At 36.4% G+C, this 15569-nt stretch carries 11 protein-coding genes; 6 read left to right on the plus strand and 5 right to left on the minus strand.

All coding sequences use genetic code 11. From position 1 onward, the window contains the following. The first annotated feature begins 89 nt into the window (after positions 1 to 89). Together WC623_RS08390 and WC623_RS08395 are read left to right on the plus strand one after the other, a co-directional pair. Entirely contained in the window at positions 90 to 668 is a 579-nt protein-coding gene (locus WC623_RS08390) for a nitroreductase (protein ID WP_372849891.1), read from the plus strand. Between the two features lie 3 nt (positions 669 to 671). Further along, positions 672 to 1118: a 3-oxoacyl-ACP synthase gene (locus WC623_RS08395; RefSeq protein WP_372849893.1), complete on the plus strand. Its 447-nt coding sequence runs from the start codon at positions 672 to 674 to the stop codon at positions 1116 to 1118. Here WC623_RS08395 and WC623_RS08400 read toward each other — a convergent pair. Both WC623_RS08400 and WC623_RS08405 read right to left on the minus strand, forming a co-directional pair. Then, a complete protein-coding gene (locus WC623_RS08400) occupies positions 1115 to 1981 on the minus strand; it encodes a polysaccharide deacetylase family protein (RefSeq protein WP_372849895.1) in 867 nt (288 codons plus the stop codon). The two genes, WC623_RS08395 and WC623_RS08400, sit on opposite strands and share 4 nt — an antisense overlap. A gap of 26 nt (positions 1982 to 2007) precedes the next feature. Further along, entirely contained in the window at positions 2008 to 2901 is an 894-nt protein-coding gene (locus tag WC623_RS08405; protein ID WP_372849897.1) for a polysaccharide deacetylase family protein, read from the minus strand. Between the two features lie 124 nt (positions 2902 to 3025). On the opposite strand from WC623_RS08405, the gene WC623_RS08410 reads away from it, so the two are divergent. Beyond that, positions 3026 to 5539, plus strand: coding sequence for a DPP IV N-terminal domain-containing protein (locus tag WC623_RS08410; RefSeq protein WP_372849899.1), 2514 nt, complete (start codon positions 3026 to 3028; stop codon positions 5537 to 5539). Between the two features lie 125 nt (positions 5540 to 5664). Here WC623_RS08410 and WC623_RS08415 read toward each other — a convergent pair whose 3' ends face one another. Next, positions 5665 to 6270 carry an outer membrane beta-barrel protein gene (locus WC623_RS08415; protein ID WP_372849901.1) on the minus strand — a complete coding sequence of 202 codons (606 nt, stop codon included), beginning with the start codon at positions 6268 to 6270 and terminating at the stop codon, positions 5665 to 5667. A gap of 378 nt (positions 6271 to 6648) precedes the next feature. Between WC623_RS08415 and WC623_RS08420 the strand changes: the two genes are divergently transcribed. Then, the gene (locus tag WC623_RS08420; protein WP_372849903.1) at positions 6649 to 8112 is read left to right on the plus strand and encodes a glycoside hydrolase family 130 protein; all 1464 of its coding nucleotides are present in this window, start codon (positions 6649 to 6651) and stop codon (positions 8110 to 8112) included. A 1-nt stretch (position 8113) separates the two neighbouring features. On the opposite strand, the gene WC623_RS08425 is transcribed toward WC623_RS08420, so the two are convergent. Both WC623_RS08425 and clpB read right to left on the minus strand, forming a co-directional pair. After that, the gene (locus tag WC623_RS08425) at positions 8114 to 10393 is read right to left on the minus strand and encodes a glycosyltransferase (RefSeq protein ID WP_372849905.1); all 2280 of its coding nucleotides are present in this window, start codon (positions 10391 to 10393) and stop codon (positions 8114 to 8116) included. 243 nt (positions 10394 to 10636) lie between these two features. After that, on the minus strand, positions 10637 to 13231 hold the full coding sequence (gene clpB / locus WC623_RS08430; RefSeq protein ID WP_372849907.1) for an ATP-dependent chaperone ClpB: 2595 nt from the start codon (positions 13229 to 13231) through the stop codon (positions 10637 to 10639). Positions 13232 to 13630: 399 nt separating this feature from the next. On the opposite strand from clpB, the gene WC623_RS08435 reads away from it, so the two are divergent. Together WC623_RS08435 and WC623_RS08440 are read left to right on the plus strand one after the other, a co-directional pair. Continuing rightward, positions 13631 to 14851 (plus strand): MFS transporter, encoded by a 1221-nt coding sequence (locus WC623_RS08435; RefSeq protein ID WP_372849909.1) that lies wholly within the window; start codon positions 13631 to 13633, stop codon positions 14849 to 14851. Positions 14852 to 14923: 72 nt separating this feature from the next. Then, positions 14924 to 15529 carry a hypothetical protein gene (locus WC623_RS08440; protein ID WP_372849911.1) on the plus strand — a complete coding sequence of 202 codons (606 nt, stop codon included), beginning with the start codon at positions 14924 to 14926 and terminating at the stop codon, positions 15527 to 15529. The last annotated feature ends 40 nt before the right edge of the window (positions 15530 to 15569 follow it).

A 15569-nucleotide genomic window follows, 5' to 3' on the forward strand; every position in this document is an offset into this window, starting at 1 on the left:
TTAGTTAGACAAAAGTATTACAAGGCTTATGCACTTCGGCTAAACATAAATTCTATTTTTGCAGCATAGAGGCGCTCACTCAGAGAATTATGGAAGACGAAGTAAAAATTTTAAGCAATATCATTAAACGGAGGAGGAGTGTTTTTCCGATTAGCTATACCGAACAGGAAGTTCCTGTTGATGTAATCAAACAGATTCTTGAAAGTGCAAATTATGCACCTACACATAAGCTCACTGAACCTTGGCGTTTTATTGTATTCAGAAATGAAGGCAAGATAAAACTAGGTCAGGAGTTGGCCCGTTTGTATAAAGAAACTATGCCAGCTGAAAAGTTTCTTCAAAAAAAATATTACAGCATAATAGAGAAGGCAGAGCAGGCAAGTTGCATCATTACTCTAAATGTAAAATTGAATGGTGATAAGGTTCCAGAATGGGAAGAATTGGCTGCATTGGCTTGTGCTGTTCAAAATATGTCGCTAACTGCTGAAGCACTTCATGTTGGAGCCTACTGGAGTTCACCGGAAATGATTGCGGATCTGAAAGATTATCTTAACTTAGGTGAAGCGGAAAAATGTTATGGTTTATTTTATATGGGATACCATAATGAGGAGCCAAGAACCGCTAAACGGACACCAATAGAAGAGAAAATTAAATGGGTAGAGTCGTAGTATATGAATAAGGAACATTTATATCAGCTTTGTCTGAACTTTATTGAACAAAGAATCCAAACTGCTGAAACAGCATTGGCACAAGCACGTGAGGCTAGTAATGATGATACAAAAAGCAGTGCCGGCGATAAATACGAAACCAGCAGGGAAATGATGCAACAGGATATCGATCGTAATAAACGATTATTGATTGATGCTGAGGAAAATCGTAAAGTACTGGAAGCAATTGGACATGCAGTTCCATCAGATACCATTAGAGGGGGAAGCTTAGTAAATACCAATCAGGGTATATTTTATATCAGCATTAGTGCAGGTCAGTTACAAACTGAAGGTAAAACTGTATTTGCTATTTCTGCTGCATCACCTATCGGAAAACTGATGTTGGGCAAAAAAAGCAAAGACAGTTTTAGTTTTAATGGTAAAACTTACACCATCCAAGAAGTAGCTTAAGGTTTATTAAAGCTCTTATTAATGCTGTTGTATAAGTTTTTAGCTGTATAAGTACCTGGATCTATAATACGTCTGATAGTCTGTATCGGATAATTTTCATCTCGTTTTGTGGAAAGAATAAAAGCAGCTTTGATACCATGTTCCTGTAACTTAGGAAGATTAGCTGCTTTAAAAACACCATAGGGATAAGCGAGATACTCAACCTTTTTACCCGTAATTGCTTCTAAGGTTTTAGATGGTTTGTCAATCTGAGTTTCCCAATCTTCATCTGTAAACTGAGCAAAGTTTTTATGATCATAGGTATGACTTGCGATCGTATGGCCATCGTCAGAAAGTTCTTTGATCTGAACCTTGCTCATATATCTGGGTCTGCCAATAGTAACCGTCATGATAAAGAATACACCTCTGAAACCATATTTTTTTAATGTAGGTGCGGCAACAGTGTAATGATCCAGATTATTATCATCAAATGTAATCATGATTGGTTTCTCGGGTAGTGGACCGTCGTGTTTTAGATAATTATACAACTCATCTGGTGAAACAGTATGGTAACCACTATCAGCAAGCATTTTTATGTGCTGTTCAAACTTAGCTGGCGACATGATATCGTCATGTGCACGTTTAGAGTCAGATGCTTTCCATTCCCTGATTTGATGATAACAAAGAACAGGAACTTCTTTTTTAGCTAAAATCTCAGCTGCTGTTGCTTCTTTTTTATTATCCGACCCAGTAGCGATATCTTTAGTTGCTTCTTGATTTGGATGACTTGATTCTGGTGTTTTAACGTTACTTTTTGTTGGACTGGTGCAAGCTGCTGCACAAAGTAAAGCAGCTAAAGAGAATGCTAAAAATAAAGGCTTCATTTCTAATTTATAGTAATTCAGATAGGTTAGAAACTTTTTACAATGCTATTGTGTAGTGTTTTTGGACTCCAGTAGCCACTAGCTATAATCCTTCTTACTGTATATAAAGGATAGTTTTGATCGCGTTTATCTGCTAAAGAGAAAGCCATTCTAAAACCACGTTTTTTAAGTTCAGGAAAACCTTCTGCATTCCACAAGCCAAAGGGATAAGCGAAGTCAGTAACTTTCTTTCCTATAATCTCTTCAATTCTTTTAGTAGGTTTGTCTAATTGCTCTTCCCAGTCTTTGCCCTGGTATTTTTTGAAGTTCTTATGGTCATAAGTGTGATGACCAATTGCATTGCCTTCATCAGCCAATTGCTTAATCTGCTCAGCACTCATGTAATCTGCATATTTAGCTTTCTTACCAATAGATACAGTCATGATAAAATATGCAGCTTTGAAACCATGTTTTTTGAGAATTGGATTAGCCTGCTCAAACTGATTTAAGTCTGTATCATCAAAAGTGATCATGATCGGCTTTTCAGGTAATGAGGCTCCAGTGTTTAAATATGCATATAGTTGATCTGGTAAAATGGTATGATAACCACTGTCGGCCAGCATTTTCATCTGGTCTTTAAAATTCTGTATTTCTACAATATAGTCTTTGCCAACTTTACCATCTGTAGCTTTCCAGTTTCTTACCTGGTGATAACACAATATTGGTACTTGTTTACGCGCTAAAATTGTTGCTGCATCTGCAACCTTGATTTTTGAAACATCAATAGCAGGTGTTTGTATATCGGTTTTAGCCTCAGTAGCTTCTGTTTCAGTAGGAGTAGAAGTCCGATCGCTTGAATCTGTATTGGTTTGTGATTTGGATTGGCAACCAGCAGTAAAAATTAATGCAGCTGCAACAAATGGTAAGAAAGACTTTTTCATAGCTAATATTTGATACAAAACTAAAAAATCAAATGAATAAAATACAGCTATCGGATTTATTACATACAATATCCTTTTGACGATGTATTATTCGATAATTTTAGCGGCTTAATTTATATTCATAATGAACAAACTTTATTTGCCGTTGGCAGCGGTGCTTACTGTTTTTTGCATCAATTCTGATGTAAAAGCACAAACAAAGACTTTTACGATTACTGAATCAGTACAACAAGCACCGAAAGCGAATTATCTGCTGGCTTCAAGATTTTCACCTACGAAGCTTAAAAAAATGATTTATTCAACTGATGTGGATCCGCATTGGCTTAAATTGAGTAATCGTTTTTGGTACGTCTATGAGACTCCTTCTGGTAAGGAGTGGTACCTGGTGGATCCTGCTGCAAAGAGTAAAAAGAAAATATTCGATAATACAAAGCTTGCCGCCGAAATCACAACAGTCATCAGAGATCCTTTTGATGCAACGCACCTGCCGTTACAAAATCTGAAATTTTCAGCTGATGAAAAGCATATAACTTTTGAAGTTCAAAGCACAATAGATGAATTGAAAAACGACCGTAAGGATAAAAAGGCTGCTGACTCTATGCAGAAAAAGGTTTTTTACTTTAATTACGAAATCAAAAATTCAAAGCTTACCGAGATTCCAAATTATACCAGGCCTAAAGCTAAGCCTATATGGGGTTCTGTAGCACCGGATTCTTCCGCAATCATTTTTACAAGAAATTACAACTTGTATTGGATGGATAAAGAAAACTATAAGAAAGCTGTTAAGAATGAAGAAGACAGCACAATTGTAGAGCATCAGTTGACTAAGGATGGCGTTAAATTTTATCCTTATGGTAGCAATGGCGATGGAGAGAACAATGAGGAAAATGAGAAGAACAATAAAAAACGCAGACGTGCTAATGTATTGTGGTCGCCAGATGCTAAACATTTTGTACTTAATCGAATAGACTCCCGTAAAGTAAAAGACTTATGGGTAATCAACAATGTAGCTCCGGGCAGACCAACGCTTGAAACCTATAAATATCACATGCCAGGTGAAAAAGATGCACCAGTGTTTGAAGTTCTTTTATTTGATTTCGCGGCTAAAAGTTATAAGAAATTAAATACCGCTGCTTTTAAAGATCAGACTGTATCTGTATGGCCTGCGCCTTTATTGAATAAAGACCGTGATAATGAATTCAGACCATCGTTATGGCTTGGGAACAATAGTAAAGTTTATTTCCAGCGTACCAGCAGAGATTTGAAACGAATTGATGTGTGTATGGTTGATATTAATACCGGGACTGTTACATCTTTAATAGATGAGCGTTTTAATACTTATGTTGAAGTTACTCGCCCGGGATTGGTAAATGAAGGAAAAGAATTGATACATTGGTCAGAACGTGACGGCTGGGCACATTTTTACCTGTTTGATGGTAATGGAAAGTTGAAAAATCAAATTACTAAGGGTGCTTTTCATTGCGAAGAAATTGTGAAAATTGACGATAAAAACCGGGTACTTTATTTTACTGCCAATGGACGGGAGCCTAAAGAAGACCCATACTATATGCATCTTTATCGTGTTAATTTTGATGGCTCAGGAATGAAATTATTAAATCCTGGTGATTTTGACCATTCAATCAGTATGAATGATGAAGCCAAATATTTTGTAAATAACTTTTCGAGAGTAAATACAGTGCCTAAGTCTGTTTTAATGGATAACAATGGGAGGGTAGTGATGGATTTGGAAACTGCAGATTTATCCTTACTGATGGCCTCTGGTTATAAGTTTCCGGAACCCTTTAAAGTAAAGGCAGATGATGGCATTACAGATCTTTACGGGGTAATGTATAAGCCCTTTGACTTCGATTCAAATAAGAAATACCCGGTAATAGAATATGTATATCCCGGACCTCAAACAGAAGCAGTAAATAAGGCTTTTACAAAAAGTATGGACAGAACAGAACGTTTGGCCCAGTTTGGATATATTGTAGTGACAGTAGGCAACCGTGGAGGGCATCCTGCACGTTCTAAACGTTACCATACTTACGGTTATGGTAATTTAAGGGATTACGGCCTGGCAGATAAAAAGGCTGCTGTAGAGCAATTGGCAGATAGACATTCGTTTATAGATATCAGTAAAGTGGGAATTACAGGACATTCAGGAGGAGGCTTCATGTCGACTGCTGCCATGTTGGTTTATCCGGACTTCTTTAAAGCTGCGGTATCTAATGCTGGTAATCATGATAATAGTATTTATAACCGTTGGTGGAGCGAAAAACATCATGGGGTAAAGGAGTCTGTTACTGCTAAAGGTGATACTACATTTACTTATAGCATTGATAAAAACCCTGACCTGGCTAAAAACCTGAAAGGTCATTTATTGTTAATGACAGGTGATGTTGACAATAATGTGCATCCGGCAAATACAATTCGTGTAGCAAATGCATTAATGCGTGCTGGTAAAAGGTTTGAATTATCTATCATTCCCGGACAGCGTCATGCATTCGGGGATTTGACAGAGTATGCTTTCTGGAAACTTGCAGATCACTTTAATAAATATTTAATTGGAGATCTTTCAAGCCCCGGACAAGTAAATATTCTGGAGATAGACAGAGAGATTGAGCATAAGCGTTAATCTATTCTTCGTTTATCAACATATTGATCAACCTATTCTAGGAGGGTATAATCACAAAAAAAGACCCTTTGCAATTGCGAAGGGCCTTTCTTTTAACCAAACTTAAACTATATGAAACTTCAATCCTAGAAGTGGAACATTACACCTAATCTAGGAGCAACAGTACTTGCATTTAGACCAAATGTCTCAGATGTACTCTTAACTCCTGTAGCTTCATCTTTAAGAGCAAGGTTGTGATAACCTAAACCATCAACTGAAACTTCAATACCAATTCTTTTTGTAGGATAGAAAGCAAAACCTGGGGCTAACTGAACACCGATTTTAGTAGAGGTACCTAATTTATCACCTACATCACCAGTTACATCATCTACATCTTTATAGTTTCCGAAAGACATTGGAACTGATAATTGTCCGAAGAATTTAAACTGATCTGATAATCCTACATAATAACGGCCAAAGGGAGCAACTTCAAATGACTGGTTTAAAAGACCTTTGCTAACTTGTTTGTCGTAATCATACCCAACACCAGTACCAATAGCAATGTTATCGCTCACAAAATATCCTACAGAAGGAAGAATGTTGAAATTGATATCTGATTTACTAGCACCTTCAATTTTTGTAGAGTTAAAACCTACACCACCTCCTAACAATATTTTACCTTTTTCTGTCTGTGCCTGAGCGCCAAATGCTAATGCTGAAACTGCAACTAATGATAATAATAACTTTTTCATATTTGTAATTTTTTAATTTATAATAAGGTCTTTTAATTATTTACATTCTGACCATTGTTGATATATAGTCAATGTGCATGCCAATTAAAACATGCTGTATTTGGTTGTAATGGCCGATTTAACATAATTATCTTATTTATAGCTTAATAAAATTGTTGGTTGATTGGTTTATTATTTTAGTATGACAATTAAGATAAAACTGTGACAAATCTAGCGTCTGTTAAAACAGACAATTTGACTTTTTTTGTAATTTTGTCAGTAGTTGTGTTGTCTGTTTTAACAGACATGTTGACAAAATCATTGAGCATATTCCTGTTTTTTGTTTAAAAAAAATTAAATTCATAAATCATTGTTGTCCTTTTAGATGTTGTATACTATATGAGATTATTAATAGATAGAAAACCGGTTAAAGTATACCCAGATCCCAAACGGGTAATCGCAAGATTTTTTTTTAATGGAGCCGACAGAGCAGTAGAAGTTGTTAAGCAAGTTCTTGCACTATCTGATAAAGAGGTTTTCGGTCTTATTTCTCCTTTATTGCAGGAATATTCTAAACGGCATCGTAACATCACAAAAATCCTTACCCGTCATTGTAAGAAAATAGTTGATTGCATAGAGAAGGCAGGTTATGATTTTGAAGCACTTGATAAATATCAGAAGTTACTGCTTGGTTCGTATTTTACACATGAGTACTCGATTGAATCTGCTGCTTTTTTTAATCCTTCAGCAGTTGAAGATCCCGATCAATCTGACCTTGTTGAAGGTGAAAAAAGACTAATTATTAGTTTTAGGGCAGTGGGTGAAGGACATATTTCTTCGGTAGTGTTTAGAAGAGCACTGTTAGACCGGGATAATAATATCACAGTTATTCCTGCAGGGAATTACATTGATGAAGCAGAGGTTATTAAAAATGCTGTTTATAACAAAAAGTTATTTCTTAAAAAAGCTGCAGATTCCAGAATCGAAATAGAGGTTTTAGATGAGGTAGGGGAAAAGCTACAGGATAAATTTGATTATGCTACCCTTAGAAAGATCATACTTGATAGTAAAAATTTACAGGAGGACGATTTTAAGAAACTGGAGTATGATAAAATTTTATGGCTTTCGGATACCTATCATGAGATTAGTTTTTCAAGAGATACGGATATATCTGACCGTGTTATTTTTCCCATTTCCGAATTTGAACGTAAAGGTATTGAAGATGCCAGATTTGTACGTTTTGTTAAGGATGATGGGAGTGTCATTTTTTATGCTACTTACACTGCTTTTGATGGGGCCATTATAATGCCCAAATTATTGCAGACTACGGATTTTTATGATTTCAAAGTTAGTCCTTTACATGGAATAGGTGCCCAGAATAAAAACCTTGCACTATTTCCACGTAAAATAAATGGTAAATACGCCATGATGTCCCGAATTGATGGATGGAATAATTATTTAATGTATTCAGATAAACTTACAGTATGGGATAACCCTGTAAAACTTCAATCACCAAAGTTTCCATGGCAGTTTTGTCAAATCGGCAATTGTGGCTCTCCAATAGAGACAGAGGCTGGTTGGCTAGTGGTTACGCATGGGGTGGGGCCAATGAGACGCTATTGCCTGGGTGCAAGTTTGTTTGATCTGGATGATCCTTCTATTGAAATAGGACGTTTAACCGAACCGTTGGTCATCCCGAATACGGATGAGCGCGAGGGCTACGTGCCAAACGTCCTTTATTCATGTGGTTCAATAATCCATAATGGAGAATTGATCATTCCTTATGGACTTTCCGATTACTGCTCTTCTTTTGCAACAGTTAAAATAGATCTTTTACTAAATAAACTAAAAAACTCTAAGTAATTTAGTTAAGAACCTGTTTTTGGACTGCGCTAAAGTCGCTGCTCTGGATATATTCGTATTCCATTGCATTGAGTACAATTAAATGTGAAATCCAGTATGCCAATGTACTTTCTGCACCTTGGTTGCGGTTTACACCATGGGGCTGTAAACCGTCGCCACAACCTTTTGTTTCGTGGTCAAAGAGTGGTAGTCGTAGACTATTCTCACCTAGAAACCATTGATAGCATAAATGCATCTGCTTGATGTAATTGAGGTCTTGAGTAATTTCATATGCTTTGAAGTACAACAATACCATTGCCATGGTTTCAATAGCCTGCTGGTCATATAAAGCCATATCTTCCCCTTCCTTAAATAACCAGCCATCATTACCTACTGGATTTAAATAACCGTTAATTAGTGTTTTCTCACTTAGAAATTCCATGCTTTCTAAGGCGATTTTCAAGGATTCATGATCCTTGGTCTTTTCGTAATGACAAAGTAAAGCCAGTGGTAAAATGGCATTGTCATAAGTCATCTTTTCCTCAAACCAATGCCACTCATCATCTCTGTTTCGTCTATAGGCTTCTTTCAAAGGTATGACCAACTGCTCAAATTGTTCACTAATGTGTTCGTCACCAGGGTGCGCCTTAAGATAACTTGATAAACCAATCATGGTATTTCCAATTCCTCTTAAATGATTTAGTTTTTTAAAGTGTGGGACTGATTTACCAAATAGTTCTCTTGCAAATTCCCTGTAAGAATTATTCGGTGCATTATTAATCAAATACCCTAATGCCCATATCGTTCGACCAAAAGAGTCTTCTGATCCTACTTCATCTAGATATTCACGTGTAAAACTTAAGAAATTCCTGAAACTGCCATCTTCATTCTGCATATATTGTATATAGCTCAAATACACAGGCAATAGTTCTAAAGCAACTTTACTTTTATTTTGCTGATATGCGAGGATGGCCATTATTAATGCCCTGGAGTTATCATCCAGACAATAGCCTTCCTTTAAGTTGGGAATGCCATATTTAGCATGCTGAACTATTCCAGTATCATCAGTTAAACGCTGAATATGAGCCAGATTGAAGGATGGCATAGCATCAGCATCAATAATTTGTTTATTTGGTCTCTCTTTCTTGATTAAAGATTTTGAGATGGCTTCTTCCAATACATCAATGAATACCTTTCCAGTTGTAGGCCAACGTAAGTGTAAACCATATTCATAAGCATTTGCTTTTAATATATTTAACTTCTCATTGTCTTCAAACAGTTCATTTACAATTTTTGCCAATCCATCTGCATCTTTAAAGTCAAAAAGGCAACCTCGGTTGTCTTCCAGTAATTCTTGTGCATGCCAATAGGGTGTAGAAATTACTGCGGCACCAGCTCCAATGGCGTAAGATAAGGTTCCACTTGTAATCTGCGCTTCATTTAAATAAGGTGTAATGTACATATCGCAGGCTGTTAAATAATCAAACAGCTGCTTTTCAGATACAAATTTGTTTATAAAAGTAAGGTTGTCCTCCACATTGAGCTTTCTGGCCAGACGCTTTAAGCTATCGCGATACTCCTCTCCCGAATTTCGGATCACTCCTGGATGTGTGGTACCAAGAACTACATACATTACATCAGGGTTCTTGGCTACTATTTTTGGTAAGGCTTCAATTACTGTTTCCAGCCCTTTGTTTCTACTGATGAGGCCAAATGTGAACAGCACCTTTTTATCTTTAAATGGCAAAGAGGTCTTCACAGGATTATCTGCTAAAGCCTCAAGATCAGGAACACCATGTTCAATTAGTTGAATTTTACTAAAAGGAATACCATAAATGCTGGTTAAAAAGCTCACAGCTCTATGACTCATTACTACAATCCTGGCCGAATGTTTAGCAATTTCCCTGATAATGGTCAGTTGCATATAGGTCGGATCTTTTAATATAGTATGCAAAATAGTGACCAGCGGCTTTTGCAGCCTTGCAATAAGGGGAAGAATGTAAACACCATTTTCACCACCATATATACCAAATTCATGTTCCATAATACATACATCCACCAAACTGGTATTGATGTAATCAGCGGCACGGATGTAATCTTTCTGATTCTCTTGTCTGATTTGATATTTAACTTCTTCCGGATATTCGTAGCTGTCGATATGTTCAGTATCATTCAGTGCAACTACATAACTATCCTCAGAAACTGTTGTTTTATCGAAGCCTATTGCTCTAACAAGATTGTGATTAAATGTGGCGATTCCACATTCGCGTGGCGGGTAAGTTGAGATATAAGCGATTTTCATAATTTCAAGGATTCTTATTATGATATTAACAATCTGGAAGGCAGATTGTTCTGTCTGAGTGCTTTTTCTTTATAAGAAACTATTAAATGTGTGTCTGATTTTAGTTTTGGTAGGTTTATTCCATGAATTAGTGTGTATTATTTGTGTAGATATGGAAGTTTTTGAACAAAAAAAGTCCTGAATGGGCTATCTTTTTTGAGATTTAGCTCATTCAGGACAAATTGCTAGAATAATAGAATAATCTTATTTGTTGTTTAAGAATACAAACTTATGATCGAACATATCCAGTTTTATCTTACTGTCCTTATCTACTTTTCCGGATAATATCTCTTTAGATAGTTCGTTTAAAATTCGTTTCTGTATCACTCTTTTTAAAGGACGTGCTCCAAACTGCGGATCATAACCTAATTCTGCCAGCCAGTCTAAAGCTTCTGTAGAAGCTTCAATCTCAATGCCCATTTCAGCAAGTGTATCCTGAACATGTTTAAATTGAAGGTTTACGATATCCCTTAATTCAGCACGATTCAATGGAGTGAACATAATTAATTCATCTATTCTGTTTAAAAACTCAGGTCTGATGGTTTGTTTTAGCAGTTCAAACAACTCATTTTTTGTTTTTGCAACTACTTCATCATGATTTTCTTCATTTAGGTTTTTAAAGTTATCCTGAATTAGATGAGAACCGATATTGGAGGTCATGATGATAATTGTGTTTTTAAAATTCACCACACGACCTTTATTATCTGTTAATCTACCGTCGTCTAATACCTGTAACAGTATATTGAATACATCAGGATGCGCTTTTTCGATCTCATCCAAAAGTACTACAGAATATGGCTTGCGACGTACAGCTTCCGTCAGTTGTCCACCTTCATCATAACCTACGTATCCTGGAGGAGCACCAATTAATCTTGAAACTGCATGACGTTCCTGGTATTCGCTCATATCGATCCTTGTCATAGCATTTTCGTCATTGAACAGAAACTCAGCCAATGCTTTTGCCAGCTCTGTTTTACCCACACCAGTAGTCCCCAGGAATATGAATGAACCTATTGGTTTACGTTTGTCCTGCAAGCCTGCGCGTGAACGACGAATTGCATCAGATATGGCCTCAATAGCTTCATGTTGTCCGGCCACACGTTTGTGTAATTCGGCTTCCAGATTTAATAGTTTTTCCCTTTCACTCGAAATCAGCTTGGTAACAGGAATACCTGTCCATCTACCTACAACACCTGCAATATCATCAGCGGTAACCTCTTCTTTCAGCATTCGTCCTTCAGATTGCTGAACTTCCAATATTTTTTTCAGTTCTTCAACCTTATCTTGTGCTTCTTTTATTTTACCATAGCGTATTTCAGCTACTTTACCGTAATCTCCTGCACGCTCAGCTTGTTCAGCTTCAAGTTTATAATTTTCAATCTGTTCAATTTCATTGTTGATGTTGTCAACCAGATCTTTCTCTCCCTGCCATTTAGCTTTAATCTGATCCCTTTCGGCTGATAGGTTAGCAATCTCTTCTGCTAAGGATTTTACTTTATTGGTATCGTTTTCACGTTTAATTGCTTCCCTTTCAATCTCAAGCTGCATTATTTTCCTGTTCAGTTCATCAACTTCCTCAGGTACGCTATCCATTTCCAGGCGAAGCTTTGAAGCGGCTTCATCCATCAGGTCAATTGCTTTATCTGGTAAAAACCTGTCTGCAATATAACGTTGAGACATTTCTACAGCAGCAATAATTGCCTCATCTTTAATCCTCACTTTATGGTGCGTTTCATATCTTTCCTTTAGTCCACGCAGTATAGAAATAGCATCCTGTGTATCTGGTTCATCAACCATCACTTTTTGAAAGCGGCGTTCCAGCGCCTTATCTTTTTCCAGATATTTCTGATACTCATCAAGCGTAGTTGCACCTATAGCACGTAGTTCTCCACGGGCTAGAGCTGGTTTTAGAATGTTTGCAGCATCCATTGCGCCTTCGCCACCACCGGCACCAACAAGAGTATGAATCTCATCTATGAATAAAATGATGTCGCCATCACTTTGAGTTACCTCTTTAACTACAGCCTTTAAGCGTTCTTCGAATTCGCCCTTATATTTTGCACCTGCAATCAGCGCCCCCATATCCAAAGAGTAAACAGTTTTTGTTTTCAAGTTAGTTGGCACATCACCTTTTATAATTCTATGTGCAATACCTTCTGCAATTGCAGTTTTACCGACTCCCGGTTCACCAATCAGAATTGGATTGTTTTTCGTTCTTCTTGATAAAATCTGAATGACACGTCTTATTTCTTCATCACGACCAATTACAGGATCTAGTTTACCTGATTCTGCATATTCGTTTAAGTTACGGGCATATTTATTTAGTGCATTGTAAGTGGCCTCAGCATTTTGATCAGTCACATGATTATCGCCACGTAAAGCAACAATAGCCTTTTTAAGGTCTTTTTCTGTTACACCCTGATCTTTTAAGAGTTTAGCTGTATTATCGTTTACTGAAAGCAGACCTAGCAGTAAATGCTCAACAGAAACAAACTCATCCTTAAATTCCTTTAAGTACGATTGTGCTTTCTGTAAAGCAGAGTTACTTCCTGAAGTTAAATACGGACTGCTGCCTGTAACTTTAGGGAATTTCTCTATTTGTCCATCTAATTGCTGATTGATCACATTTAGATTTACATTCAGCTTCTTTAATACATAAGAAACTACATTTTCATCAACAGTAAGCAACCCTTTTAAAATATGGGCTGTCTCAATAGCTTGTTGCTGATTGCCCTGCGCTATTTCGGAAGCCTGTTGAATTGCTTCCTGTGCTTTTATTGTAAAGTTGTTAAAGTTCATAACAGCTATTTAACAAAGTAAATGCCTACTTGTTTTTTTTATCGAAATCGGAAGTTTTGTCGGTAATTATCAATTGTTTATGACTAAGTTACCTCGTAGTAGCAGTTTTTTAAGAAATAATGTCAGTTATTTTCTTGTAATTAATAAAAATAGGGTTGAATTAAAGTGAGAATTTTGTAGATCATTATTATAATTACAAGATGAATACAGAATAATCTCCTGATTATTCTTTACGCAGTCTAAAATCTGCCCCATAATGAGATTAATTTACAGTCTTTTTTCCAGTAATAATTTGGTGTCATCCAACATTTTTCGGGTTAATTTGCGATCTTTGGTGGTACTTTACATCCTAATGCGAGCTCTGATAAGGAGATTGGGCTGTCATATCTTGCGATACTAATGAAAGAATTTATAAGATTATATCTGGATGCCTATAAAGGGCTATCAACCCCAGCGTGGATGCTGGCACTAGTCATGTTGATTAACAGAAGCGGAGCCATGGTTATCCCTTTTTTGGGTGTTTATATGGTTAATCATCTTCATTTTAGTCTTGAAGATACCGGACTTGTTTTAAGTTGTTTTGGTGTTGGTGCTGTTGGTGGCTCATTTTTAGGCGGCTGGCTAACAGATAAGTTTGGGCATTTTAAAGTTCAGCTGATCAGTTTAATTCTAACTGTACCCATGTTTTTTTTATTACCTGAATTAGATACGGTAGTTAAACTTGGGGTTGGTGTATTCATGCTGAGTATTATTTCAGAAACATTCAGACCAGCAAACTCTGTTTCTATTGCTTATTATTCAAAACCAGACAATATCATCAGGTCTTTTTCTTTAAACAGGATGGCATTAAATCTTGGGTTTTCAATAGGGCCAGCATTAGGCGGCTTTCTTGCTGCAATTTCCTATACATTCTTGTTTTACGGTAATGCTATAGCCGCTTTTTTTTCTGCCCTTTTGTTTTTTCTTTATTTCCGGAATCGAAAGGGGAATGAAAAGAAAGTAATTGAACAGGAAAAGGATAATGATGTTCCAAATGTGAACCGTTCACCTTACAGAGATACATTATTTGTGTTATTTAGTATATTGAGTTGCATATTCGCCATTTGCTTTTTTCAATTGCTTAGTACATTACCTTTGTATTATAGAACAATTTATATGCTTTCTGAAGCAGAAATTGGAGTCATATTAGCCTTTAGTGGCTTGGTCGTGTTTCTTCTTGAAATGCTTCTCGTACACATCGCAGAAAAAAGGATGACAGCTAGAGCTGTTATTGTATTGGGTGTTTTGCTTTGTGGTTTATCATTTCTTATTCTTAATCTGGCGAATGGAATATGGGTGTTATATATGTCTATTTTTGTTCTGTGTATATCAGAAATCCTTGCTATGCCATTTATGGCTACGGTAACCTTACAGCGTTCATCTTTAAAAACAAGAGGTGCTTATATGGGAGTTAATGCCTTATCTTTTTCAGCAGCACATATTTTCTCACCATTCCTAGGTACAAGGATTGCTTCGGAATATAGCTTCGAAACCTTATGGTATGGGACAGCTATCGTGTTGTTGTTAACAGCAATAGGATTTCTTGTTGTTATGAAAAAGATGAAATTGGCTGATTTTTAAATATAAAATTTCTAATTAAGGGTAACAATTTGGTATTCCGGTTTATATCTAATAAACCAAAACCAATATGTTATGAAAAAGCTTATTTCTTCTCTGGCTGAGATTCCATTTTCAATAATTGCCCAGCAGTTTCCAGAAGCACCCATGTGTTTTTATGCTTTAAAAACAGTATTGTCAAATTTTATATTCCAAAATGGTTATAAAACACTATTAGCAATGGATATGAAAACTCATGGCTGTGTATTTAGTTCAGAAAAACCAATAACTATTACAAAAGTGGGTTACAGAGCATGGAAGCCTGGTATTTCATATAGTTTCTCGATTTGGCAGGTAGGTAAGGATCACTCATTGAGTACTTGTTTTATTTCTCCACGTGATACAGAAAAGATTGAGTTCTTTACATTGAGGCGCCCGGTTTTTATAGAAAGTGGTAAAACCTATTACATTACACGTACGTATGTTGAAAGTGCTGCGAGTAACAATCAGAGTGATTATGTAGGCTGGTTAAATAGTAACGAAAGGGGGACTGTTTATCCGGTAAAGCAACAAGTAGTGACTCTTATTAACGGTTTTTTTAGCGATGATATTAATCCTCTGCAAAGTGATAGTATGTCTAATATCCGAACTACTACTTTATTGCCGTTTATAGATTTTGAATATACCCTACAATACAGATGAAGAGCATATGAGGTATCATGAAAAAGGGTGCTTTTAGCAC

The organism is Pedobacter sp., from assembly GCF_041645105.1.
Classification (GTDB): Bacteria; Bacteroidota; Bacteroidia; order Sphingobacteriales; family Sphingobacteriaceae; genus Pedobacter.

Excerpts from the sequence above, each read along its gene's own strand:
- WC623_RS08440 (WP_372849911.1), top strand. The coding sequence starts at position 14,924 with ATGAAAAAGCTTATTTCTTCTCTGGCTGAGATTCCATTTTCAATAATT.
- WC623_RS08425 (WP_372849905.1), bottom strand. The coding sequence starts at position 10,393 with ATGAAAATCGCTTATATCTCAACTTACCCGCCACGCGAATGTGGAATC.
- WC623_RS08420 (WP_372849903.1), top strand. The coding sequence starts at position 6,649 with ATGAGATTATTAATAGATAGAAAACCGGTTAAAGTATACCCAGATCCC.
- clpB (WP_372849907.1), bottom strand. The coding sequence starts at position 13,231 with ATGAACTTTAACAACTTTACAATAAAAGCACAGGAAGCAATTCAACAG.
- WC623_RS08405 (WP_372849897.1), bottom strand. The coding sequence starts at position 2,901 with ATGAAAAAGTCTTTCTTACCATTTGTTGCAGCTGCATTAATTTTTACT.
- WC623_RS08415 (WP_372849901.1), bottom strand. The coding sequence starts at position 6,270 with ATGAAAAAGTTATTATTATCATTAGTTGCAGTTTCAGCATTAGCATTT.
- WC623_RS08410 (WP_372849899.1), top strand. The coding sequence starts at position 3,026 with ATGAACAAACTTTATTTGCCGTTGGCAGCGGTGCTTACTGTTTTTTGC.
- WC623_RS08400 (WP_372849895.1), bottom strand. The coding sequence starts at position 1,981 with ATGAAGCCTTTATTTTTAGCATTCTCTTTAGCTGCTTTACTTTGTGCA.
- WC623_RS08390 (WP_372849891.1), top strand. The coding sequence starts at position 90 with ATGGAAGACGAAGTAAAAATTTTAAGCAATATCATTAAACGGAGGAGG.
- WC623_RS08435 (WP_372849909.1), top strand. The coding sequence starts at position 13,631 with ATGAAAGAATTTATAAGATTATATCTGGATGCCTATAAAGGGCTATCA.
- WC623_RS08395 (WP_372849893.1), top strand. The coding sequence starts at position 672 with ATGAATAAGGAACATTTATATCAGCTTTGTCTGAACTTTATTGAACAA.